Annotated in this window: 22 protein-coding genes; 3 read left to right on the forward strand and 19 right to left on the reverse strand. The window is 71.2% G+C overall.

The genetic code is table 11. The annotated features are described in order from the left end of the window. Positions 1-52 precede the first annotated feature (52 nt). From hisB to hisD, 3 genes are read right to left on the reverse strand one after another with little or no spacing between them, the layout of a single operon-like run. Positions 53-652, reverse strand: coding sequence for an imidazoleglycerol-phosphate dehydratase HisB (gene hisB / locus MJ604_RS19470; RefSeq protein ID WP_243060255.1), 600 nt, complete (start codon positions 650-652; stop codon positions 53-55). Continuing rightward, positions 649-1,719 (reverse strand): histidinol-phosphate transaminase, encoded by a 1,071-nt coding sequence (locus tag MJ604_RS19475; RefSeq protein ID WP_243060256.1) that lies wholly within the window; start codon positions 1,717-1,719, stop codon positions 649-651. Before MJ604_RS19475 ends, hisB begins: the two co-directional genes overlap by 4 nt. Continuing rightward, positions 1,716-3,017 (reverse strand): histidinol dehydrogenase, encoded by a 1,302-nt coding sequence (gene hisD / locus MJ604_RS19480; protein ID WP_243060257.1) that lies wholly within the window; start codon positions 3,015-3,017, stop codon positions 1,716-1,718. The genes MJ604_RS19475 and hisD overlap by 4 nt, the downstream gene beginning before the upstream one ends. A gap of 67 nt (positions 3,018-3,084) precedes the next feature. Between hisD and MJ604_RS19485 the strand changes: the two genes are divergently transcribed. Together MJ604_RS19485 and ybaK are read left to right on the forward strand one after the other, a co-directional pair. Further along, positions 3,085-3,750 (forward strand): LON peptidase substrate-binding domain-containing protein, encoded by a 666-nt coding sequence (locus MJ604_RS19485; RefSeq protein ID WP_243060258.1) that lies wholly within the window; start codon positions 3,085-3,087, stop codon positions 3,748-3,750. A 2-nt stretch (positions 3,751-3,752) separates the two neighbouring features. After that, positions 3,753-4,241 carry a Cys-tRNA(Pro) deacylase gene (gene ybaK / locus MJ604_RS19490; protein WP_243060259.1) on the forward strand — a complete coding sequence of 163 codons (489 nt, stop codon included), beginning with the start codon at positions 3,753-3,755 and terminating at the stop codon, positions 4,239-4,241. 57 nt (positions 4,242-4,298) lie between these two features. On the opposite strand, the gene MJ604_RS19495 is transcribed toward ybaK, so the two are convergent. From MJ604_RS19495 to ftsZ, 13 genes are all read right to left on the reverse strand, one after another. Further along, positions 4,299-5,900: a DUF3352 domain-containing protein gene (locus MJ604_RS19495; protein ID WP_243060260.1), complete on the reverse strand. Its 1,602-nt coding sequence runs from the start codon at positions 5,898-5,900 to the stop codon at positions 4,299-4,301. A 9-nt stretch (positions 5,901-5,909) separates the two neighbouring features. Continuing rightward, positions 5,910-6,443, reverse strand: a complete 534-nt coding sequence (locus tag MJ604_RS19500; RefSeq protein ID WP_243060261.1) for a hypothetical protein — start codon at positions 6,441-6,443, stop codon at positions 5,910-5,912. Next, a complete protein-coding gene (gene dnaE / locus MJ604_RS19505) occupies positions 6,428-9,976 on the reverse strand; it encodes a DNA polymerase III subunit alpha (protein ID WP_243060262.1) in 3,549 nt (1,182 codons plus the stop codon). The genes MJ604_RS19500 and dnaE overlap by 16 nt, the downstream gene beginning before the upstream one ends. Before the next feature lie 142 nt (positions 9,977-10,118). Beyond that, positions 10,119-10,817 carry a GNAT family N-acetyltransferase gene (locus MJ604_RS19510; protein ID WP_243060263.1) on the reverse strand — a complete coding sequence of 233 codons (699 nt, stop codon included), beginning with the start codon at positions 10,815-10,817 and terminating at the stop codon, positions 10,119-10,121. Further along, the gene (locus MJ604_RS19515) at positions 10,807-11,742 is read right to left on the reverse strand and encodes an RluA family pseudouridine synthase (protein WP_308194161.1); all 936 of its coding nucleotides are present in this window, start codon (positions 11,740-11,742) and stop codon (positions 10,807-10,809) included. Before MJ604_RS19515 ends, MJ604_RS19510 begins: the two co-directional genes overlap by 11 nt. After that, a complete protein-coding gene (lspA, locus tag MJ604_RS19520) occupies positions 11,739-12,314 on the reverse strand; it encodes a signal peptidase II (RefSeq protein WP_243060264.1) in 576 nt (191 codons plus the stop codon). Before lspA ends, MJ604_RS19515 begins: the two co-directional genes overlap by 4 nt. After that, a complete protein-coding gene (locus tag MJ604_RS19525) occupies positions 12,287-13,063 on the reverse strand; it encodes a TraR/DksA family transcriptional regulator (protein ID WP_243060265.1) in 777 nt (258 codons plus the stop codon). Before MJ604_RS19525 ends, lspA begins: the two co-directional genes overlap by 28 nt. A gap of 162 nt (positions 13,064-13,225) precedes the next feature. Further along, entirely contained in the window at positions 13,226-13,996 is a 771-nt protein-coding gene (locus MJ604_RS19530) for a DivIVA domain-containing protein (RefSeq protein ID WP_243060266.1), read from the reverse strand. A gap of 105 nt (positions 13,997-14,101) precedes the next feature. Further along, a complete protein-coding gene (locus tag MJ604_RS19535) occupies positions 14,102-14,395 on the reverse strand; it encodes a YggT family protein (RefSeq protein ID WP_243060267.1) in 294 nt (97 codons plus the stop codon). A gap of 13 nt (positions 14,396-14,408) precedes the next feature. Beyond that, the gene (locus MJ604_RS19540) at positions 14,409-14,909 is read right to left on the reverse strand and encodes a cell division protein SepF (protein WP_243060268.1); all 501 of its coding nucleotides are present in this window, start codon (positions 14,907-14,909) and stop codon (positions 14,409-14,411) included. Positions 14,910-14,946: 37 nt separating this feature from the next. Further along, positions 14,947-15,633, reverse strand: coding sequence for a YggS family pyridoxal phosphate-dependent enzyme (locus tag MJ604_RS19545; protein WP_243060269.1), 687 nt, complete (start codon positions 15,631-15,633; stop codon positions 14,947-14,949). Continuing rightward, positions 15,630-16,313 (reverse strand): polyphenol oxidase family protein, encoded by a 684-nt coding sequence (locus tag MJ604_RS19550; protein WP_243060270.1) that lies wholly within the window; start codon positions 16,311-16,313, stop codon positions 15,630-15,632. The genes MJ604_RS19545 and MJ604_RS19550 overlap by 4 nt, the downstream gene beginning before the upstream one ends. A gap of 10 nt (positions 16,314-16,323) precedes the next feature. Further along, positions 16,324-17,487, reverse strand: a complete 1,164-nt coding sequence (ftsZ, locus tag MJ604_RS19555; RefSeq protein ID WP_243060271.1) for a cell division protein FtsZ — start codon at positions 17,485-17,487, stop codon at positions 16,324-16,326. A gap of 391 nt (positions 17,488-17,878) precedes the next feature. Here ftsZ and MJ604_RS19560 point away from each other — a divergent pair, with 391 nt between their 5' ends. Continuing rightward, the gene (locus MJ604_RS19560) at positions 17,879-18,820 is read left to right on the forward strand and encodes a type IV toxin-antitoxin system AbiEi family antitoxin domain-containing protein (protein ID WP_243060272.1); all 942 of its coding nucleotides are present in this window, start codon (positions 17,879-17,881) and stop codon (positions 18,818-18,820) included. Between the two features lie 129 nt (positions 18,821-18,949). On the opposite strand, the gene MJ604_RS19565 is transcribed toward MJ604_RS19560, so the two are convergent. Genes MJ604_RS19565 through murG form a run of 3 tightly spaced genes read right to left on the reverse strand, consistent with a single transcriptional unit; the run spans position 18,950 to position 22,088 of the window. Then, complete coding sequence (locus MJ604_RS19565) at positions 18,950-19,687, reverse strand: cell division protein FtsQ/DivIB (RefSeq protein WP_243060273.1); 738 nt, start codon at positions 19,685-19,687, stop codon at positions 18,950-18,952. Further along, a complete protein-coding gene (gene murC / locus MJ604_RS19570) occupies positions 19,684-21,021 on the reverse strand; it encodes a UDP-N-acetylmuramate--L-alanine ligase (protein ID WP_243060274.1) in 1,338 nt (445 codons plus the stop codon). The genes MJ604_RS19565 and murC overlap by 4 nt, the downstream gene beginning before the upstream one ends. Further along, positions 21,018-22,088, reverse strand: coding sequence for an undecaprenyldiphospho-muramoylpentapeptide beta-N-acetylglucosaminyltransferase (murG, locus tag MJ604_RS19575; protein WP_243060275.1), 1,071 nt, complete (start codon positions 22,086-22,088; stop codon positions 21,018-21,020). Before murG ends, murC begins: the two co-directional genes overlap by 4 nt. Between the last annotated feature and the right edge of the window lie 5 nt (positions 22,089-22,093).

A 22,093-nucleotide genomic window follows, 5' to 3' on the forward strand; every position in this document is an offset into this window, starting at 1 on the left:
TGCTGTGCGGCGGAGGAGCGAAGCGGGGGAGGCGCAGAACACCGTGGGGTGATCACAGCGAACCCTTGGTGCTCGGCACGCCGGTCTCGCGCGGGTCGATGGCGATCGCGTCGCGGAACGCCCGGGCGAACGCCTTGAACTGCGTCTCCACGATGTGGTGCGGCTCGCGGCCGGCCAGCACCCGCACGTGCAGCGCGAGGTGCGCGTGGAACGCGATCGTCTCGAAGACGTGCTGGGTCAGCGACCCGAGGTAGTCGCCTCCGAGCAGGACGTACTGCTGCCCCTCCGGCTCGCCGGTGTGCACGCAGTACGGGCGTCCGGAGACGTCGACGACGGCCTGGACCAGCGCCTCGTCGAGCGGCACGGTCGCGTCGCCGAAGCGGCGGACGCCGACCTTGTCACCGAGCGCCTCGCGCAGCGCCTGGCCGAGCACGATCGCGGTGTCCTCGACGGTGTGGTGGGCGTCGATGTGGGTGTCGCCCTCGGTCTGGACGGTGAGGTCGAGCAGCGCGTGCCGGCCGAACGCGTCGAGCATGTGGTCGTAGAACCCGACGCCGGTGGAGATGTCGGTGCGGCCGGTGCCGTCGAGGTTCACCTCGACGAGGACCTTCGACTCCTTGGTCTGCCGCTCGATGCGGGCGGTGCGACTCATCTCAGAACCTCCGTCAGTGCCTTCTTGAACGCCATCATCTCGTCTGCGGTGCCGATCGACACACGAAGCCACCCGTCGGGACCGGTCTCGCGGATCAGCACGCCCCGGTCGAGCAGGCCCTGCCAGACAGCATGACGGTCCTCGAAGGTGCCGAACAACGCGAAATTCGCGTCGCTGTCCGCCACCGCCAGGCCCTGCGCGCGCAGCCAGTCGACGGTCGCGTCGCGCTCGGCGCGGAGCTCGTCGACCTTCCCGAGCAGCTCGGGCGCGTGCCGCAGCGCCGCGAGTGCGGTCGCCTGGGTGACCGCGGACAGGTGGTACGGCAGCCGCACCACCCGGATCGCGTCGCAGATCGCCGGGTCCGCGGCGAGGTAGCCGAGCCGCAGCCCGGCCGCCGCGAACGCCTTGCTCATCGTGCGGGTGACGACCAGGTTGCGGTGCTCGGGCAGCAGCTCGATCGCGCTGCGCACGCCCTCGCGCCGGAACTCGCCGTACGCCTCGTCGATGACGACGAGCCCGTCGCCGGCCGCCTCGCAGAGCGTGGCGATCGCGTCGAACGGCAGGGCGGTGCCCGTCGGGTTGTTGGGGCTCGGCAGCAGCACGACGCTCGGCTGCTGCTCCTTGACGAGGTCGTGGGCGTGGTCGAGGTCGAGCGAGAAGTCCGTCTCGCGGCGCCCGGCGACCCACTCGGTCAGCGAGTCCCGGGCGTACTCCGGGTACATCGAGTACGTCGGCGCGAAGCTCAGCGCGACGCGGCCGGGACCGCCGAACGCCTGCAGCAACTGGAGCATGACCTCGTTCGAGCCGTTGGCCGCCCACACCTGCTCGGGCGTGACGCCGTGGCCGAGGTACGCCGCCAGCGCGGCGCGGAGCTCGGTGAACTCGCGGTCCGGGTAGCGGTTCAGGGTCGTGGCGGCCTCGGAGACGGCGCGCGCGATGTCCGCGACGCACTCCGGCGAGGGGCCGTAGGGGTTCTCGTTGACGTTGAGCTGCACCGGGACGTCGAGCTGAGGAGCGCCGTACGGCTCGATCCCCTTCAGCTCCTCCCGCAGCGGAGGCCAGCTCATCGCTCGAACCGCACCGAGACCGCGGCGCCGTGCCCGGGCAGGTCCTCGGCGTTGGCGAGCGTGACGACGTGCCCGGCGACGGCCTCGAGGGCGTCGCGGGAGTAGTCGACGACGTGCACGGACTTCGTGAACGCGCGCACCGACAGGCCGCTGCTGTGGCAGGCGCAGCCAGCCGTGGGAAGCACGTGGTTGGAGCCGGCGCAGTAGTCGCCGAGGCTCACCGGGGCGTACTGACCCACGAAGATCGCGCCCGCGTTGCGCACCCGGGCCGCCCAGGCCGAGGCGTCCTCGGTGTGGATCTCGAGGTGCTCGGCGGCGTACGCGTTGACGACGTCCAGGCCCTGCTCGAGGTCGTCCACCAGCACGATGCCGGACTGCGGGCCGGAGAGGCTGGTGCGGATCCGCTCGACGTGACGGGTCACCGAGACCTGCTTGTCGAGCTCGGCCTCCACCTCGCCGGCCAGCCGCTCGCTCGGCGTGACCAGCACGGACGCCGCCAGCGGGTCGTGCTCTGCCTGGCTGATCAGGTCCGCTGCGACGTACGCCGCGTCCGCGGTGTCGTCGGCGAGGATCGCGATCTCGGTCGGGCCGGCCTCGGAGTCGATGCCGACCTGGCCCTTGAGCAGTCGCTTCGCGGTGACCGTGTAGATGTTGCCGGGGCCGGTCACCAGGTCGACCTTGGCGCACGGGCCCACGCCGTACGCGAACATCGCGATCGCCTGGGCGCCGCCGACGGCGTACACCTCCTCGACGCCGAGCAGCGCGCACGCCGCCAGGATCGTCGGGTGGACGGAGCCACCGAACTCCTTCTGCGGCGGGCTGGACAGCGCGATCGAGCCGACGCCCGCGGTCTGGGCGGGCACGACGTTCATCAGCACGCTGGAGACCAGCGGCGCCAGGCCACCGGGGACGTAGAGGCCGACGCGGTCGACCGGCACCTTGCGGTGGGTCACCCGGGCGCCGGGGCCGAGGTCGGTCACGGCGTCCTGCTCGAGCTCGTTGGCGCAGGTCGCGCGCAGCCGGCGGATCGACTCCTCCAGCGCGGCGCGGATCGCCGGGTCGAGCTCGGTCAGCGCAGCGGCGATGTCGGCCGCGGGCACGCGGATCTCGTCGACGGTGACGCCGTCGAACTTCTCGCCGAACTCGCGGATCGCGTCCAGCCCTCGGGTGCGCACCGCCTCGCAGATCGCATGCACCGCGGGCACCGCCGCCTCGACGTCGAAGTCCGCGCGGGGCACGGCGGCGCGATAGTCGACGCCTCCGCGGTCGGCGCCTCGCAGGTCGATGCGCTGGATCATGACTCGATTCTACGAGCCGGAGCCGGTCCTCCCCGATCGGCGACAGTGGCTGGACTACGTTGAGGGTGTGACCGACACGCTGCCGATGTTCCCGCTGAACGCGGTGCTGTTCCCCGGCGTCAGCGTGCCGCTCACCGTGTTCGAGGACCGCTACCGCGCGCTGGTCCACCACCTGCTGCGCGTATCGGACCCCGCGGAGCGGGTGTTCGGGTCCGTCGGCATCCGTGAGGGCTACGAGGTCGGCGACCACGGGTCCCAGTCCTTGTACCGCGTCGGCTGCAAGATGCAGCTCACCGAGATCGAGGAGAACCCGGACGGCACGTTCGAGGTGGTCGCGGTCGGCCTGGAGCGGATCCAGCTCGACAGCCTGGAGACGCAGGGGCTCTTCCCGGTCGGCCACGTCACCGAGCGGCCCGACTCCACGGCGGTGGTGCCCGAGTCCGTGCTGGAGCGGGCCAGGATCGCGTTCACGGCGTACCGCGCGGCGCTGGCCGACATCCGCTCCGACCCGTACGAAGGCGCACTCCCCCGCGACCCGACGTACCTCTCCTGGACGCTGGCCGCCCTGGCGCCGCTGCCGATGCCCGAGCGCCAGTCGTTGCTGGAGGCCGAGGACGCCGCCGAGCGGCTGATCCTGGTGACCGACCTGCTGCGCGACGAGCTGCGCGCGATGAACGTGATCCCGTCCCTCCCCGCCACCGAGGTGGCTCGCACCAGGTGGTCTCCCAACTAGCGATGGCGAAGAAGAAGTCGGCCGGCGGCACGCCGGCCACGGTCGCGCTGACCGCTGCCGGCGTCGCGTTCGAGCTCCACGAGTACACCCACGACCCGCGCGCGGCGTCGTTCGGGCTGGAGGCCGCCGAGGCGCTCGGCCTCGAGCCCGCGCAGGTGTTCAAGACCTTGATGGCGAACGTCGACGGCAGGCTGACCGTCGGCATCGTGCCGGTGTCCGGGCAGCTCGACCTCAAGGCGCTGGCCCGCGCGGCCGGGGGCAGCAAGGCGGTGATGGCCGAGGTCGCCGCGGCCGAGCGGGCCACCGGGTACGTCGCCGGCGGCATCTCCCCGATCGGCCAGAAGCGGGCGCACCCGACCGTGCTCGACGAGTCCGCGCTCGGCTACGACACCGTCTACGTCTCCGGCGGTCGACGCGGCCTCGACCTCGGGATCGCGCCGGGCGACCTGGTGCGGGTGACCGGCGCGACGGTGGCAGCGATCGCGCGCTAGGTACTGGGTCTCGACACGCCGGTCGCCACCATCAGCGGATCCGCTGGCGCGTCTCCACTAGTCCGTCGTGACCTTCACGACGGCGTGCACCGCGTCGTCGTCGAGCCAGGTGCTGAGGCCGAACGCGTCGAGCGGGTCGAGGTTCTCGCGCGCCTCCTCGTCGTCGTGCCAGAGCCCGGTGAGCCACTCGGCGTCGAGGTCGACGTAGACGATCCCCGAGGCACCGTCGGCGTGCTCGACGACGTCGCGGAAGGCGTCCTCGTCGCCGAGGCCACCGTCCTCGACCAGCAGGCCGCGGTAATCGGCGTCGGGACCGACCACCACGACCCCGTCGCCCTGGTCGGAGTCGATGAGGCCGGCGTCCGGGCCGACGATCTCGCGCAGCTTGTCGAGGACGGAGTCGATCTCGTCGGGGTCGCCGCTGAGCTTGACGCCGGTCGGGAAGTCGTCGGGCTCGCTGCTGGCGAACAGACCGTCGGGGTCGAAGTCCGGCCCGATCGCGATCGCCACCGAGTCGCCGAGGAGGGTCTGGACGTCGTCGGGCAGGTCCAGGCCGGTCTCCTCGCTGATCTGGTCCATCAGCTCGTCGGCGGTGCTGCCCTCGCCGGCGGCGATCTGGTCGACCAGGTCGGCGAACCAGTCCTCGCCGAACGCCAGGCCGACCGCGACCGCGGTGTCGGCAGGCAGGGTCGAGACCGTGTCGCCGGCCTGGTCACCGGAGGTGACCGCGTCGCCGTACTCTCCGGCGTCGCCTGCGAGCTCGAGCTCGAGGCCGCCGTCGTCGAAGCGGACCGTCGCAGCGGCGCCCTCGAAGTCCTCGAGCGCCTCGGTGATCTCGTCCTCGGCCGCCGGGTCCTCGAGCGCGTAGCCCTCGCAGGGCGCTTCGCAGTCGATCGGCGGGGCGAGGGCCTGCCCCATCCCGCCGAAGAAGTCGAGCTCCTCGGCGATCAAGGCGCCCGCCTCGGGGGCGGCGTACAGCGACACGATGCCGGGGTCGCCGGCCGCGTCGGTCCAGCGGGTGAAGTCGTCGTCGTCGGACAGCGGCGCGTCCGCGGCGTCCTCGGAGACCCGGTCCACGATCTCCTGGGTCTCGCCGACCAGCGCCCACCCGTCCGCGATCACCCAGGCGCCCTCGCCGTCGGCGCAGTCGCTCAGCTTGCGCAGTCCCTCGTCGGCTGCGTCCTCGTCGCCGACCTGGAGCACGAACACCGGGTCCGGCTCCTCGTTGCCGGCGTCGACCGCCGCGATCGCGAACCGGTCGCCCAGCCAGGTCTCGATGTCGTCGGCGTAGTCGAGGTCGGCGCAGCCGCCCGAGTCCTGGATCTTCTCGAAGATCCACTGCCGGACGTCGTCGTCGGTGTCGAGGCCGACCTCGTCCTCGAACGCCGGGAACTTCTGCAGCGTGCGCAGCGCCTCGATCTTCTGCCCGCCGCTCGGGTCGAGGTCGATGCTCGCGTAGGCGATCGTGGTCTCCGGAAGCGCCTCGGCCGGCTGCGCCCCGGTCGCGAAGAACGACCAGGCCGCCCAGGCACCGGCGCCCAGCAGCGCCACCCCGGCCACGATCCCGCCCGCGACCAGCGCGGTCCTGCGCCCGGACCCGGTCGATGCCGGCGGGAGCGGGCCTCCGGACCCGATGTCGAGATACTCGCTGCTGCTCACGGGGCGACTTTACCCAGCAGGCAGGTCCTCCGGCTGCGGTTGGCGCCGCGGGCTGAGTCCGATGAACACCAGGGCCACGGCGACCAGGGCCCCCGCCGGAAAGGCGATCCAGGGGCTCCAATCGGAGACGGTGAGGCTCCCGGGCAGGCGCGCGCCGTCGACCGCGGTCCTCGCGAGCTCCTGCGGGTCGGTCGGCCCGAGGGCGGCTCCGACGCGGATCATCACGAGCGTCGCCAGCACCGAGCCGACCACCACAGCCGCCAGGGTGACCAGCGGGACCCGGTCGAGGAACAGCGCGGCCAGCGCTCCGACCAGTAGCCCGGTGGCACTCGCGACCACGACGTACCACCCGGTGCCGGAGAACTGCCCCTGCAGGGCGGCCTCGTCCTCGGCCATCCACTGGTGGTCGTAGACCAGGCCGTACGGCGCGGTCCAGATCCACTCCCACACGAAGGCGGCCACGATGCCCGCGACGGCGAAGATGGCGAGGATCAGGACGGCGTCCACCCAGGCCGGTCGCGTCCGCGTCAGCCGGTCAGGCATCCGGGACCCAGCAGGTGCTTGAGGTCGGCGTACAGGGCCGGGCTGGGCGTGACACGGTGGCGCTCGAGGTTGAGCACGATGGTCTTGTCGCGCATCCGCAGTCGGAGGTGCACCTCGTTGGCCCCGGCGTGCGTGGCCAGGACGTCCTTGAGGTGGCCGACCACGGCGTCGTTGACCCGGGTCTGCGGGAGGTTGATCACCACGGGACCGGTCGGGCCCGCGCTGGTGTCGACCAGGCTGAGCTCCTGCCCCATGATCTCGGGCTGGTCCTTGCTGCGCGAGAGCCGTCCCTTGACGGTGATGATCGCGTCGTCGGCGACCAGGTGGCCGCACAGCTGCCAGGCGCTCGGGAACAGCAGGACGTCGATCGCACCGTCGAGGTCCTCCACGGTGACCAGCGCCCAGGCGTCGCCGCGCTTGGTGATCTTGCGCTGCACGGAGGTGACCAGGCCGGAGACCGTGATCGGGCTGCCGTCCTGGCGGTTCTCGTCCATCATCAGCTGGCCGATGGTGCAGTCGGTGCCGTTGGCGAGCAGGTGCTCGAGGCCGAGCAGCGGGTGGTCGGAGACGTAGAGGCCGAGCATGCCGCGCTCGAAGCCGAGCAACGTCATCTTGTCCCACTCGTCGATCTCGGGGATCGCGACGCTGACGTCGAAGCCGACCTCCTCAGCGGTGTCGAGACCGCCGAACAGGGAGTCCTGGCCCTCGTCCTCGCGCTTGAGGCCGGCGTACCGGTCGGTCGCCTCCTCGTGGATGAGGTGCAGCGCGCGGCGCTTGTGCTTCATGTCGTCGAACGCGCCGGCGTAGATCAGCGACTCGATGACCCGCTTGTTGCAGACGTTGGCCGGGACCTTCGACAGGAAGTCGTTGAAGTTCTCGTAGCGCGACCCCTCGCGCCCCGAGACGATCCCGTCGACGACGTTCGCGCCGACGTTGCGGATCGCGGTGAGGCCGAAGCGGACGTCGTTGCCGACCGGGGTGAAGTTGTGGGCGGACTCGTTGACGTCCGGCGGGAGGACCTGGATCTTCATCCGGCGGCACTCGTTGAGGTAGATCGCCATCTTGTCCTTGTCGTCCCGTGCGGACGTCAGGAGCGCGGCCATGTACTCGGCCGGGTAGTTGGCCTTGAGGTAGGCGGTCCAGTACGTGATGACGCCGTACGCAGCGGAGTGCGACTTGTTGAACGCGTAGTCGGCGAACGGGACGAGGATCTCCCAGAGCGTCTTGACGGCGTCCTGGGGGTAGCCCCGCTCGAGCATGCCGGCCTCGAAGCCGGCGTACTGCTTGTCGAGCTCCTCCTTCTTCTTCTTGCCCATGGCGCGGCGCATGTTGTCTGCGGCGCCGAGCGAGAAGCCGGCGAGCACCTGGGCGATCGCCATGACCTGCTCCTGGTACACGATCAGGCCGTAGGTCTCCCCCAGCACCGGCTCGAGAGCCTCGGCCAGCGCGGGGTGGATCGGCTCGATCGGCTGGCGACCGTTCTTGCGGTGGGCGTACTTGTTGTGGGAGTCCGCACCCATCGGGCCCGGGCGGTACAGCGCGCTGACCGCGGTGATGTCGGCGAACTGGTCGGGCTGCATCGAGCGCAGCAGCGCACGCATGCCGCCACCATCGAGCTGGAACACGCCGAGCGTGTCACCGCGGCCCATCAGCTCGTAGGTCGCCCGGTCGTCGAAGGGGAGCTCCTCGAGGACGACCTGCTCGCCGCGGTTGGCCTCGATGTTCGCGACGGCGTCCTCGAGGATGTGCAGGTTGCTCAGGCCGAGGAAGTCCATCTTGACCAGCCCGAGCGACTCGCACATCGGGTAGTCGAACTGGGTGATGACCGCGCCGTCCTGCGGCCGGGCCATCAGCGGCACGATGTCGATCAGCGGCTCGCTGGACATGATCACGCCGGCCGCGTGCACGCCCCAGTTGCGGATCTGGCCCTCGAGGCCGACGGCGGTCTCGTAGATCTTGCGGACGTCGGGGTCCTGGTCGTGCAGCGTGCGGAACTCGCCGCCCTCGCCGTACCGCTTGTGCTCGGCGTTGAAGAGGTCCTTGAGCGCGACGCCCTTGCCCATCACGTCGGCCGGCAGCGCCTTGGTGATCCGGTCGCCGATCGCGAAGCCGTGGTCGAGCACGCGCGCGGCGTCCTTGATCGCGGCCTTGGACTTGAGCCGGCCGAACGTCGCGATCTGGGCGACGCGGTCGGCGCCGTACTTCTGCGTGACGTACTGGATGACCTCGCCGCGGCGGTGGTCGTCGAAGTCGATGTCGAAGTCGGGCATCGACGGACGCTCGGGGTTGAGGAAGCGCTCGAAGAACAGGCCGTGCTCGAGGGGGCACAGGTCGGTGATGCTCAGGGCGTACGCTGCGATCGAGCCGGCGCCGGAGCCACGGCCGGGGCCGACGCGGATGCCGTTGCGCTTGGACCACTGGATGAAGTCGGCAACCACGAGGTAGTACCCGCAGTAGCCCTTCTGGGAGATGATCCCGAGCTCCATCTCGACGCGGTCCTTGACCTCCTGGGTCATCCGGTCGCCGGGGTAGCGCGCCTCGATGCCGCGCCACACCTCCTTGCGGAACCAGCTCTCCTCGGTCTCGCCCTCGGGGACGTCGGCACGGGCCATGTAGCCGCCGGTGGACTCGACGAACTCGACCTCGCAGCGCTCGGCGATCGCGAGCGTGTTGTCGCACGCCTCGGCGAGGTCGAAGCCGCCCCAGAGCTCGCGCATCTCGGCCGCGGACTTGATGTAGTAGCCGCCGCCGTCGAACTTGAGCCGGTTGGTGTCCGAGAGCCGCTTGCCCGACGCGACGCAGATCAGGGCGTCGTGGGCGTCGGCGTCCTCGGGGTTGTTGTAGTGCGAGTCGTTGGTGGCCAGCGGCGGGATGCCGAGCTCGCGGCCGAGCTTGAGCAGGTCGTCGCGGACCCGCTTCTCGATGGAGATGCCGTGGTCCATCAGCTCGAGGAAGACGTTCTCGCGGCCGAAGATGTCCTGCAGCTCGCCGGCCTCGCGGACCGCCTCGTCCCACTGCCCCAGGCGCAGCCGGGTCTGGATCGCACCGCTGGGGCAGCCGGTGCTGACGATCAGGCCCTTGCTGTGCTCCTGGAGGATCTCCTTGTCCATCCGGGGCTTGTAGAAGAAGCCCTCGAGGCTGGACCGGGACGAGAGCCGGAACAGGTTGTGCATGCCCTCGGTGTTCTCGGCCCACATCGTCATGTGGGTGTACGCACCGGCACCGGCGACGTCGTTGCCGCCCTCCTCCGCGGCGTCACCGCTGCCCCACCGGACCCGCTTGCGCTCGCCGCGCGGGGTGCCCGGGGTGATGTAGGCCTCGATGCCGATGATCGGCTTCACGCCGTACTTGCGGGCCTTGGAGTAGAAGTCGAACGCGCCGTGCAGGTTGCCGTGGTCGGTCATCGCGATGGCGGGCATGCCCTGCTCGACCACCCGCGAGAACAGCCCGTCGAGCAGTGAGGCGCCGTCGAGCATGGAGTACTCGGTGTGGACGTGCAGGTGGACGAAGGAGTCCTGGGAGCCGTTCGCCATCGTCGCGGGCTACTCCTCAATCGCATCGTGCGGGCATGCTGGAACAAGGCCACGATCACGTCGCGACGGCGCCTTGGGGGAAGGACGCCAGACTACGCGACCGCTGGACCCGATGTTGGCACCCGCCGCCGACATCGTGTCCTCACAGCTCGGTCGCCGCGTCGATGCTCTCGGTGATGATCGCGTGCACGATCCGGGCCAGTCGCTCGTGGCCCAGCGCCGGCGCGCGCTCCGCCAGGGCGGCGGCGATCTGCTGCTCGCGCTCGGCGTCGCGGGTGGACCCGCCCTTGTGGTCCTGGACGGCGCGGGTCAGCGCCGCGCGGCGGGCCAGCAGGTCGCCGAGCTGCTCGTCGACGTCGTCGATCAGGCCGCGGTAGAACCGCAGCGGGTCGGCGCCGGCCCAGGCCATCCGGACGTCCGGGGCCTTCTCCTCGTTGCCGTCGCCGTCGGTCCGCTCGAGCTCGACCAGGCCGTGGCGCGCGTAGAACCCGCGGGCCGGGGTGTTCATCTCGAAGACCCACAGGCAGAACCCGTCGGGCTGCTGCGCCTTCACGACGTCCAGCAGCGCCGAGCCGACGCCGGCGCCGGCGTGCGCGGGAAGCACGTAGAGGTCGTCCAGCCAGCCGGGCGTGATGCGGGCGTACCCGACGACGGCGCCGCCGGACTCGGCGACCCAGACGTCGTCGGCCGCGAGCCTGGCGGTCAGCCAGGCCGTGACCTCGTGCTCGGGATGGATCCCCGGCGGCATCGCGGCGGACTCCCGCGACGCGATCTGCACCGCGACGATCGCCGGGAGGTCTGCGTCGGTCGCCGGACGCAGGAGCAGGTCGTCAGTGGGCATCGCGGATCACGTCGAGGGCGTGGGCGAGGTCATCGGGGTACGACGACTCGTACTCGACCTGCTCCCCCGTCTCCGGGTGCTCGAAGCCGAGCCGCATCGCGTGCAGCCACTGGCGCTGCAGACCCACGCGGGCAGCGAGGGTCGGGTCGGCGCCGTACGTCAGGTCGCCCACGCAGGGGTGCTTGAGCGCGGCCATGTGCACCCGGATCTGGTGGGTGCGCCCGGTCTCGAGGTGGACCTCGAGCAGGCTCGCGAACCGGTGCGCCTCGAGCGTCTCGTAGTGCGTGACGCTGTGCCGACCGTCGGCCATCACCGCGAACTTGTAGTCGGCCTTCGGGTGCCGCCCGATCGGGGCGTCGATGGTGCCCTCGAGCGGATCGGGGTGACCCTGCACGAGCGCGTGGTAGACCTTGTCGACCGTGCGGTGGCGGAAGGCGTTCTTGAGCACCGAGTAGGCGTGCTCGGACTTGCAGATCACCATCACGCCGGACGTGCCGACGTCGAGACGCTGCACGATCCCCTGCCGCTCGGAGGCGCCGCTGGTGGAGATCCGGAAGCCGGCACCGGCGAGGTGGCCGACCACCGTCGGGCCGGACCAGCCGGGCGACGGGTGCACGGCGACACCGACGGGCTTGTCGATCACGACGATCGCGTCGTCGTCGTGGATGATCCTGATCCCCTCGACGACCTCCGGCACGACGGCCAGCGGGTCCGCCTCGATCGGGATCGTCACGTCGAGGGTGGAGCCGGGCAGCACCCGGTCGCTCTTGCCGACGGTCGAGCCGTCGAGCAGGACGTAGCCCTGGGAGATGAGGTCCGCGGAGCGGGTCCGCGACAGCCCGAACAGCCGCGCCATCGCCGCGTCGACGCGCTCGCCGTCGAGGCCTTCGGGCACGGTGAGGACCCGGTGGTCGGCGCCGCTCACTTCTCGTCCTTCGGCACGCGGGTGCCGTCGATCCGGATGCCGCGGTAGACCTGGATCAGGATCAGCACCGCCGCCGCGTTGATGCAGATGTCCGCGACGTTGAAGACCGGCCAGTTCGGGAGCATGAAGAAGTCGATGACGTGGCCGCGCAGCGGTCCCGGCTCGCGCAGCATCCGGTCGGTGAGGTTGCCCGACACCCCGGCGAGGAGGAGACCGAGGGCCACGGCCCATCCGGCGCTGCCGATGCGGCGTACGAGGTAGAGGATCACCAGCACGGCCGCGATCGCGAGGCAGGTGAAGACGGCGGTGTAGCCGGTGCCCGTGCTGAACGCCGCGCCCGGGTTGCGCACCAGGTGCAGGACGAGGAAGTCGCCGATCAGCTCGACGTCGGGCCCGTCCGACAGGTGCTCGACGGCCAGGACCTTCGAGACCACATCGACGGTGTACGCCGCGAGGGCGACCGCCGCGAAGAGGGCGAGGTACCGGAGCCGCAAGCCGCGGGGTCGGGTCGCCTGGATGTCGTCCGGTTCGTTCGCGTCGCCGGTCAGCGACGCTCCTCGCGCTGCTTGCATGTCATGCACAGTGTGGCACGCGGGAACGCCATCAGCCGCATCTTCCCGATCGGGTTGCCGCACGACTCGCAGACGCCGTACGTGCCGTCGTCGATGCGTGCCAGGGCCCGGTCGATCTGGGCCAGCTTGTCGCGCTCGCTGTTGAGCACGGTCAGCTCGTGGTCGCGCTCGAAGCTGGTCGCGCCGACGTCGGCCTGGTCCTGCCCGGCGCCGTCACCGGAGTCGCGCATCAGGCCGTTGAGCTCGGAGTCGAGGCTCTCGATGATCTCGTTGCTGTGCTCGCGCTGCTCGTGCAGCTCGTCGAGCACCTCCTTGAGCTCGGCCTTGGTCCACGCGGCCTCGCCGGCCTGGACGACCAGGGCGCTGACCGGCGCCTTGCGGGCGGGCGTCTTCTTGGCCGGAGCGGCCTTCTTGGCAGGCACGGCCTTCGTGGCGGGAGGCTTGGACGCAGCCACCTTGGCGGGTGCCGCCTTCTTGGCCGGTGCCGCCTTCTTGGCCGGTGCCGCCTTCTTGGCCGGTGCCGCCTTCTTCGCGGGAGCCGCCTTCTTCGCGGGAGCCGCCTTCTTCGCGGGAGCCGCCTTCTTGGCCGGCGTCGCCTTGGCCGCCACGGTCTTGCGGGTCGGCGTCGTCTTCGCCGCGGTCCCGTTGGTGGCCTTCGTGGCCTTCTTGGCAGGTGCCTTCTTCGCGATCACCTTGCGGGCCGCGGAGGCCGCCTGTCCGGCGAGCGACTTCCTCGTGCTGCGAGCCATGGGACGGTCTCCTCCGGGCATCGGCGGCTGTGGGCTGTGCCACAGGTGTGCGTGGAGGGTAGCCGGTGACCCCAGGCGCCTCAAATCAGGCGCACCGGGGAACGCCGAAACGACCGGCCCCCGAGCGGGGACCGGTCGTGTCGAGCTGGTGCTGGTGGAGCCTTAGGACTCGTCCTCGCCGAGGATCGAGCGGAGCCGCTTCGGGGCCGGCTGGTCGTCGCCGGCGGCCGCCGGCTCCGAGCCGACGCCGAGCGCCTCGAGCTGCTGACTGAAGTAGCTCTTCAGGCGGGAGCGGTACTCGCGCTCGAACGAGCGGAGGTTCTCCACGTCCAGGTTGAGCTTGTCCCGCTCCTTCTCGAGGTCGCCGAACATCTGGCGACGGCGCTCGGCGGTCTCGGAGTCGAGCATCTGCGCGCGGGTGCGGGCGTCGGACTCGAGGCGGTCGGCCTTGACCTTCGACTCCGACTCCAGGCGCTCGGCCTTGGTGCGCGCCTCGCCGACGATCTTGTCGGCCTCGTTCTTCGCGTCCTCGACGAGCTCGTCGGCGTTGCGCGTCGCGATCTCGAGCAGGCGGGCCGCGGCGTTGGACGCCTGCGGGACCGTCTCGACGCGGATCGTCTCGACCGGGCTCGCGGCCACGACCGGCGCGGGGGCCGCGACCGGCTCCGGCTCGGGCTCCGGCTCGGGCGCCTTCTCCTCGACCACCGGCTGCGGCGCAGTCTCGGTGACCCCGCCACCGACGCCGCCACCGCTCTGCGCGGACGACAGCTTCGACCTGAGGTCGTCGTTCTCCTTGGTGAGTCGGGCCAGCTCGGCCTCCACCTCGTCGAGGAACTGGTCGACCTCACCCATGTCGTAGCCCTCACGGAGCCGGACGGGAGTAAAGCGCTTGTTGCTCACGTCCTCAGGCGTCAGCGGCATGACCTCACCCATTCATCACTCGTCAACGGAATCGTCTACGTACTCGTCAAGCAACTATCGGTCGAACAATAGCGTCTGTGCTGATCACAACATCACCAGCACCAGTGTGCACCCGAATCACAGTCCGAAAAGGTTCCGATTGACGGTGAGCAGCACATAGGCAGCGATCATCACGATCAGGAAGCTCAGGTCCAGCGCGACGCTCCCGATGCGCAGCGGCGGGATCACCCGGCGCAGCGCCTTGATCGGCGGGTCGGTCGTGGAGTACACGCCCTCGAGCGCGACGAGCAGGACGCCGTGCGGCGACCACGACCGGGCGAAGACCTGGACCCAGTCCACGACGAACCGGACCCACAGCAGTGCGATGAAGGTCCACAGGACGACCTCCAGCACGATTCCAACAGCTTCCACGTGACAGCGCGTCCTAGCTCTGGTTGAAGAATCCGCCCTCGACGATGCGCTGCTTGTCCTCGGCAGCGACCGAGACGTTAGGCGGAGAGAGCAGGAACACCTTGTTGGTGATGCGCTCGATGGTGCCACGAGTGGCAAACACGAGCCCAGCCGCGAAGTCGACGAGACGCTTGGCGTCGGCGTCGTCCATCTCGGAGAGGTTCATGATGACCGGAGTGCCCTCGCGGAAGTTCTCGCCGACGGAGCGCGCCTCGTTGTAGGTGCGCGGGTGCAGGGTCGTGATGCGGGACAGCTCGGCCACCACTCCAGTAGGTCCGGTCGCCGGACGGCGGCGCTCGGAGAGGTCGGACACGGGTGCGGGCGCAGGCGTGCGGCTCGGCTTGGCCGGGCGGACGGCGACCGGAGCGGTCTCCTGGGTCTCGAACTCGTCGTACTCGTTGTACTCGTCGTCGTATCGTCCGGTGTCCTCGAGCAGGCCGAGGTACTCGCCGATCCTGCGCATCGCGCCGCTCATGCCTGTGTCCTCCGGTGATGGTGTGGTGATTGGGACATTACTGGACCGAGGGCCTCGAACCGAGGACCGCCGAGCCGATCCGTACGTGTGTCGCGCCATGTCGTACGGCGTGCTCCAGGTCGCCGCTCATGCCCGCCGAGAGCCAGGTCGCGCCGGGGTGGTCGACGAGCAGGTCGCGGTGGATCGCGGCCAGCCGCTCGAACGCCGGTGCGGGGTCCGCGCCGAGGGGCGCGACAGCCATCAGTCCGCGCATCTGCAGCGGCTCTGTCTCGGCGACCTTCGCAGCGAGGGCCGCCAGGTCGGCAGGGTCGGCGCCGGCGCGGCCCTCACGCCCGGGCGGGTCGAGGCTGACCTGGAGCAGGACGTCGATCGGCCGTCCCGGACGGGCGAGCGGCGCGACCAGCTTGGCGCGGTCGACGGACTCGACGACGTCGGCGTACGCCGCCACCGCCGCAGCCTTGTTGCTCTGCAGCCCGCCGATGAAGTGCCAGGTGAGGTCGAGGTCGGCGCACTCGGCGGCCTTGGCCTCCGCCTCCTGGTGACGGTTCTCCCCCACGTCGGTGACACCGAGGTCGGCGAGCAGGCGTACGTCGCTCGCGGGGAAGTACTTCGTCACCACGACCAGCCGGACCTCACCGGGGTCGCGACCCGCGTCGGCGCAGGCGGCGGCGATCCGGTCCTTCACGACCGCGAGGTTGGCGGCGATCTCGTCGCGCCGGCTCATGCGGTCCTCCAGACGACGCCGGCGAGGCGGCCGGCGGCGGCGCCGTCGCGCCGGTAGGAGTGGAGGCGCTCGTCCTCGCGGGTGCAGCCACCGACCTCGACGACCGGCACGCCGGCCGCGGTGAGCTGGGCCAGCACCCCCGCGCCCAGGTCGAGGGACGGCGTGCCCCACGTGGTGGTCGCGCGCGTCGCCGGCACCGTGGCCGCGATGTCCTCGCGCATCTCCTCGGGCACCTCGTAGCAGCCGCCGCAGATGTGCGGGCCGACCCAGGCGCGCAGGCCGTCGGCCCCGAGCTCGCGGAGCCGCTCGACGGTCGCCGTGACCACGCCGCGGCGTACCCCTTCGCGGCCCGCGTGCGCCGCCCCGATCTCACCGGTCTCGGCGACGAGCACGACCGGGACGCAGTCGGCCGCTCGGGTCAGCAGCGCGACACCGACGTCGGTTGTCACCAATCCGTCGGCATCCGGGAACCCGTCGGTGGTCGTCACCTCGTGCACGGTCGCGCCGTGCACCTGGTGCATGAGGTACGGCGTCGCGCCGGTCGCCGACGCGAGCTCGGCCAGCCCCGCGGCCCGGACGTCGTCCGGAGCGAGGTCACCGAGGTCGAGCGAGGCGTCCGTGAACGCGACCGACACCGTACCGGTCGCGACCGGCACGGTGTCGTGGAAGAGGAAAGTCACACGCAGCAGATCACTTGAGGAAGTCGGGGATGTCCAGGTCGTCGTCGTCGAACTGGACCTGCGTCGGCGCCGGCCGTGGCGTGGTCGGTGCCGAAGCCTGGGCGTTGGCGGCCACCTTCTCCCTGGCCTCCTCGGTGGCCTCCGGGGCGGCGGCGGGCTTGGCGGCCGGGGCCGATGCCTGCCGGGGCTCGCGCCGCAGCACGGTGCCCTCGTCGCGACGCTTCGGCATGCCGCCGTCGAAGCCGGCCGCGATCACCGTCACCCGGACCTCGTCGCCGAGCGCGTCGTCGATGGTCGCGCCGAAGATGATGTTGGCCTCGGGGTGCACGGCCTCGGCCACCAGGGCGGCGGCCTCGTTGATCTCGAACAGGCCGAGGTCGGAGCCGCCGGCGATCGAGAGCAGCACGCCGTGGGCGCCGTCGATGCTCGCCTCGAGCAGCGGGCTGGAGACGGCCATCTCGGCGGCGGCGACCGAGCGGTCCTCGCCACGCGCGGAGCCGATGCCCATGAGCGCGGAGCCGGCGTTCGACATCACGGACTTCACGTCGGCGAAGTCGAGGTTGATCAGGCCCGGGGTGGTGATCAGGTCGGTGATGCCGGAGACACCCTGCAGCAGCACCTGGTCGGCCTGCTTGAACGCGTCGAGCACCGAGACGTTGCGGTCGCTGATCGACAGCAGCCGGTCGTTCGGGATGACGATCAGGGTGTCGACCTCCTCGCGGAGCTGCTCGATGCCCTCGTCGGCGGAGTTCGCCCGGCGGCGACCCTCGAACGCGAACGGCCGGGTCACGACGCCGATGGTCAGCGCGCCGAGGCTGCGGGCGATCCGAGCCACGACGGGTGCGCCGCCGGTGCCGGTGCCGCCACCCTCGCCGGCGGTCACGAACACCATGTCGGCGCCCTTGATGACCTCTTCGATCTCGTCGGCGTGGTCCTCGGCGGCGCGGGCGCCGACCTCCGGGTTCGCGCCGGCACCGAGACCGCGGGTGAGCTCACGACCGATGTCGAGCTTCACGTCGGCGTCGCTCATCAGCAGCGCCTGCGCGTCGGTGTTGATCGCGATGAACTCGACGCCCTTGAGGCCGACCTCGATCATCCGGTTGACGGCGTTGACACCACCACCACCGATGCCCACGACCTTGATGATGGCCAGGTAGTTCTGTGCTGCTGCCACGGCTTTCGCCCTTCGCTTGGTGCGGATGTCTTGTCGGCGTGTCCCTCAACCCTGACCCTCAGGCTGAGGGTTATAGTTATGTCAACCTCGCCGTGGTCACGACACTAGGCAGCCGAATCGCCGGATCCGTGGCGACACGCCGCGCTGATGGTGTTTCGCGGGGTTGGGTCGCTGGTGGGCGTCGTCGCAGTTTCACCATGTGATGCAGACGAACCGTCACTTCACATGGCCTGCAGACCATGAGAAGTGCAGGTTCACCGACATCACATGGTGAACCTGTGGCTGACGGTCTCGGCCCACTTCGCATCCACAGGACATGCGTCGCGCACCGATCTCCCCCGCTCTCGATGCCAGGCCGGCGGTGGAGGGAGCGACGAGGAAGCCTCGCGCCATGGATCCGCTGCGTCTCCTGACCCAGACCGATGGCTTCTTCACGCGCCGGGAGGCCGACGAGGCGGGGTACGACGACCGTGCCGTCGCTGCCATGGTGCGTTCGCGCGTGTGGACCCGGTTCCGCCGCGGGTACTACGCATTCACGGACGAGTGGACGGCTCTGGACGACGTCGGACGGCACCGGGTCCGCTCGCGAGCCGTGCTCCGCTCGCTCGGCCCCGCGGTCGCGCTCAGTCATGTCTCGGCGGTGATCGCGCACGGCATCGACGTCTGGGGCGTGCCGCTGGACCGGGTTCATGTGACCCGCCTGGACGGTGGCGCCGGACGTGATGAGGCGGGCGTGGTCCACCACGTCGGCGTCTGTCTCGACGGCGACGTGACGATGGTCGGCGGCCTTCAGGTGACGACCGCCGCGCGCAGCGTCCTCGAGGCCGGCACCGGCTGCACGAGCGAGGCCGCCCTGTGCCTGTTCGACAGTGGCCTATTCAAGAAGCGCTTCGACCTCGACGAGCTCCATCGCCTCCACCAGCGGCTGGGCGACTGGCCCGGCATGCAGCACCTCCACGTGCCGGTCCGGATGGCCACGCCGAAGTCGCAGAGCATCGGCGAGACCCGCGGGCGATGGCTCTTCCGCTGCCATCACCTGCCCGCGCCCCTCACTCAGCTCGAGGTGTGCGACGCCGCCGGCAAGCTGCTGGGCATCTGCGACTGGGGTTGGCCAGAGCTCGGCCTGCTCGGTGAGTTCGATGGCCGGATCAAGTACGGCCGGCTGCTGAGACCCGGCGAGGACCCCGGCGAGGTCGTGTTCGCGGAGAAGGTCCGCGAGGACAAGATCCGCGAGGCGACAGGCTGCGGCATGGTCCGCCTCATCTGGGCCGACTACGACCGCCCTCACCGGACCGCCGCCCGTGTCGAGCGGCTGCTCGGTCGGACGACGTGAGTCCCAGGTTCACCATGTGATGCAGACGAACCGTCACTTCACATGGCCTGCACACCATGAGAAGTGCGGGTTCGCCTACATAACATGGTGAAACTGCGACAGCAGCAGCCAAGCGGCGACCGCCCGACCTCAGTTGCTGGTGGTCGGCTGCCCGGGGACGCTGACGTCGTACTTCTTCGCCTGCTGGGTCAGCAGGCTCTCGAGCACGGTGGCCTTGAGGTCGGACTCGGCCGCGCTCCCCCAGACGACCAGCCGGCCGTCGCGCAGGACCAGGGAGATCTCGTCGACCGTGGCGACCTCGACGTGGTCGACCGTCGCGGCCAGGTCGCTGGGCATCGCGGCGATCACCAGCGCGCCCTCGCGCAGCGCCTCGCTGCCGGTGTCGGCTCCGGTCTCGACGCGAGGCAGGTCGCCGGGCGCCTTGGTGTAGTCCTCGAAGACCACGCCGTCCTCGTCCATGCCCTGCAGCCGACCACCGATCTCGACGACCGCGACGGCCTCGCGCTCGTCGACGCGGATCAGCACCTGGTCGGGCCACTGGCGCGAGACGTCGGCGGAGCGGACGCCGGCCAGCGCCTCGACGCGGGTGCGGATCCGGTCGAGGTCGACGGTCGCGAGGGCGTCGCCCTCGGGCACGGCCGCGGCCCCGCGGATGTGCGCGTCGCTGAGCTTCTCGGTGCCCTCGACCTGCACGCCCTGCACGGACAGCCAGGAGGAGAAGTAGACGAGCCACACGGCTCCGACGAGGAGGAGTACGGCGACCAGGGCGCCGACGACGTAGCGCCAGGCCAGCCAGCGCCGGGCCCACTGCCGGCGGGCGAACCGCTTGCGGGTCCGCTCGTCGACCTCCACCTCGGTGTCGGTCATCGGAGCAGCTCCAGGACCCGCGGCCCGATCTCGGTCACGGTGCCGGCGCCGAGCGTCAGCACCAGGTCTCCGGGGCGGGCGCGCGCGGCGAGCTCGCCGGCGACGTCGTCGAAGGACGGCACGAACGCGACCCGCTCGGCGGGAAGCGGGACGGCGGCGGCGACGTACCCGCCGGTGATCTCGGGGTCGGCGTCCTCGCGCGCGAGGTAGACGTCGAGCAGGACCACCTCGTCGGCGGCGCCGAGCGCCTCGCCCATCTGGGCGCCGAAGATCCGGGTGCGCGAGACCAGGTGCGGCTGGAACGCGACGATCACGCGGCCGCTGCCGGCGATCGCACGTGCCGCCTGCAGGTCGCCGGCGATCTCGGTCGGGTGGTGGGCGTAGCTGTCGTAGACGCGCACTCCCCCGGCCTCGCCCTTGCGCTCCATGCGCCGCTTGGTCCCGGTGTACGACGCGATCCCGCGCACCAGCGCGGCGGTGTCGAACCCGAGCTCGACGCCGGCGGCCAGCGCCGCGAGCGCGTCGGCGAGGTAGTGCTCGCCCGGCGACCAGAGCGTCACGCCGTCCAGGGCCCCGGGCGCTCCCGCGGACACCGCGACCACCCGACGGCCGGCGGCGCGCTGCCGCTCGGCCAGCGCCGCGGCGCCCGGGTCGTCGACGCAGCACACCAGGAAGCCGGACGGGTCGATCGTGTCGGCGAACTCGTCGAACGCCGCGCGGTAGGCCTCCTCGGTCCCCCAGTTGTCGAGGTGGTCGGCCTCGACGTTGGTGACGATCGCGGCGTACGGCGCGTAGTGCAGGAAGGCGCCGTCGCTCTCGTCGGCCTCGGCCACGAACAGGTCACCGGTGCCGTCGGCCGCGTTGAGGCCGGTCGCGGTGAGGTCGCCGCCGATCGCGTACGACGGGTCCGCGCCCGCGACCTGCAGCGCGATGGTCAGCAGCGAGGTGGTGGTCGTCTTGCCGTGCGTGCCCGCGACCGCGATCACCCGCCGGCCGGCCATCACCGCCGCCAGCGCCGCGGAGCGCGGCAGCACCCGCAGGCCGCGGCGCACCGCCTCGGCGTACTCGGGGTTGTCCTCGCGGACCGCGGTCGAGACCACGATCGTGTCCGCGTCGGCGACCTGGGCGGCATCGTGGCCGAGGTGCACGCGAGCGCCCAGTGCACGCAGGGCCGAGAGGGTCGGCGAGTCCACGCCGTCGCTGCCGCTGACCACGACGCCGCGGGCCAGCATGATCCGCGCGATGCCGGACAGGCCGGCCCCGCCGATGCCGACGAAGTGGACGCGGCCGAGCCGGTCCGCCGGGAGGATCTCGTCGGGGACGGGGACCTTCATCGGGCGACCTCGAGGATGATCCGCGCGAGCTTCTCGTCGGCGTCGCGCGGGATCACCGTCGCCGCGGCTGCGCCCATCGTGGCGAGCCGCGTGGTGTCGGCGGCGAGCGCCGGCACGTTGGCGACGACCCAGTCGGTGGTGAGCTCGGCGTCGTCGACGACCAGCGCCCCGCCGGCCTCGACGACGGGCTTCGCGTTCAGGACCTGCTCGCCGTTGCCGATCGGCAGCGGGACGAACACCGCGGGCAGCCCGACGGCCGCAGCCTCGGTGACGCTGTTGGCACCCGAGCGGCACAGCACCAGGTCGGCGGCGGCGAAGGCGAGGTCCATCCGGTCGATGTACTCGACCACGACGTACGGCACCTCGGTAGCCGCCGGCTCGGCGCCACCGTGCTTGCCCTGCGCGTGCAGCACCTGCACGCCGGCCGCGGCCAGCTGGGCCGCGGCGCCGGAGACCGCCTGGTTGAGACGGCGCGCGCCCTGCGACCCGCCGGTCACCAGCAGCGTCTGCCGGTCCGGGTCGAGGCCGAAGAACGCGCGCGCCTCGGCCCGCAGCGCGGCCCGGTCGAGGCCGGAGATCATCGGCCGGATCGGGAGGCCGACGTACTCCGCGTTCGTGAGAGGCGTGTCCGGGAAGCTCACCGCCACCCGCTGGGCGAACCGGGCGCCGGCCTTGTTCGCCAGGCCGGGTACGGCGTTCTGCTCGTGGATCACCAGCGGGACCTGGCCCTTGCGCACCGCGAGGTAGAGCGGCATCGACACGTAGCCGCCGTACCCGACGACCACGTCGGGCCGGACCCGGTCGAGCACGGCGCGGGTCTCCTTGACCGCGGCGCGGAGCCGGGCCGGGACCTTGAAGAAGTCCGCGTTGGGCTTGCGCGGCAGCGGCACCGGCGGGATCAGCTCGAGCGGGTACCCGGCCTCGGGGACCACCTTGTTCTCGAGGCCGCGCGGCGTGCCGAGGCAGGTGATCTCGACGTCGGGACGGATCCGGCGGAGAGCGTCGGCGGTGGCGAGCAGGGGCGAGGTGTGGCCGGCGGTGCCGCCGCCGGCGAGAAGAACGCGCATCGGTC

Source organism: Nocardioides sp. SR21, from assembly GCF_022761125.1.
Classification (GTDB): Bacteria; Actinomycetota; Actinomycetes; order Propionibacteriales; family Nocardioidaceae; genus Nocardioides.

Coding starts and splice junctions, on each gene's coding strand:
- hisB (WP_243060255.1), bottom strand. CDS start 652: ATGAGTCGCACCGCCCGCATCGAGCGGCAGACCAAGGAGTCGAAGGTC.
- MJ604_RS19475 (WP_243060256.1), bottom strand. CDS start 1,719: ATGAGCTGGCCTCCGCTGCGGGAGGAGCTGAAGGGGATCGAGCCGTAC.
- hisD (WP_243060257.1), bottom strand. CDS start 3,017: ATGATCCAGCGCATCGACCTGCGAGGCGCCGACCGCGGAGGCGTCGAC.
- ybaK (WP_243060259.1), top strand. CDS start 3,753: ATGGCGAAGAAGAAGTCGGCCGGCGGCACGCCGGCCACGGTCGCGCTG.
- MJ604_RS19500 (WP_243060261.1), bottom strand. CDS start 6,443: ATGCCTGACCGGCTGACGCGGACGCGACCGGCCTGGGTGGACGCCGTC.
- dnaE (WP_243060262.1), bottom strand. CDS start 9,976: ATGGCGAACGGCTCCCAGGACTCCTTCGTCCACCTGCACGTCCACACC.
- MJ604_RS19510 (WP_243060263.1), bottom strand. CDS start 10,817: ATGCCCACTGACGACCTGCTCCTGCGTCCGGCGACCGACGCAGACCTC.
- lspA (WP_243060264.1), bottom strand. CDS start 12,314: ATGCAAGCAGCGCGAGGAGCGTCGCTGACCGGCGACGCGAACGAACCG.
- MJ604_RS19525 (WP_243060265.1), bottom strand. CDS start 13,063: ATGGCTCGCAGCACGAGGAAGTCGCTCGCCGGACAGGCGGCCTCCGCG.
- MJ604_RS19530 (WP_243060266.1), bottom strand. CDS start 13,996: ATGGGTGAGGTCATGCCGCTGACGCCTGAGGACGTGAGCAACAAGCGC.
- MJ604_RS19540 (WP_243060268.1), bottom strand. CDS start 14,909: ATGAGCGGCGCGATGCGCAGGATCGGCGAGTACCTCGGCCTGCTCGAG.
- MJ604_RS19545 (WP_243060269.1), bottom strand. CDS start 15,633: ATGAGCCGGCGCGACGAGATCGCCGCCAACCTCGCGGTCGTGAAGGAC.
- MJ604_RS19560 (WP_243060272.1), top strand. CDS start 17,879: ATGGATCCGCTGCGTCTCCTGACCCAGACCGATGGCTTCTTCACGCGC.
- MJ604_RS19565 (WP_243060273.1), bottom strand. CDS start 19,687: ATGACCGACACCGAGGTGGAGGTCGACGAGCGGACCCGCAAGCGGTTC.
- murC (WP_243060274.1), bottom strand. CDS start 21,021: ATGAAGGTCCCCGTCCCCGACGAGATCCTCCCGGCGGACCGGCTCGGC.
- murG (WP_243060275.1), bottom strand. CDS start 22,088: ATGCGCGTTCTTCTCGCCGGCGGCGGCACCGCCGGCCACACCTCGCCC.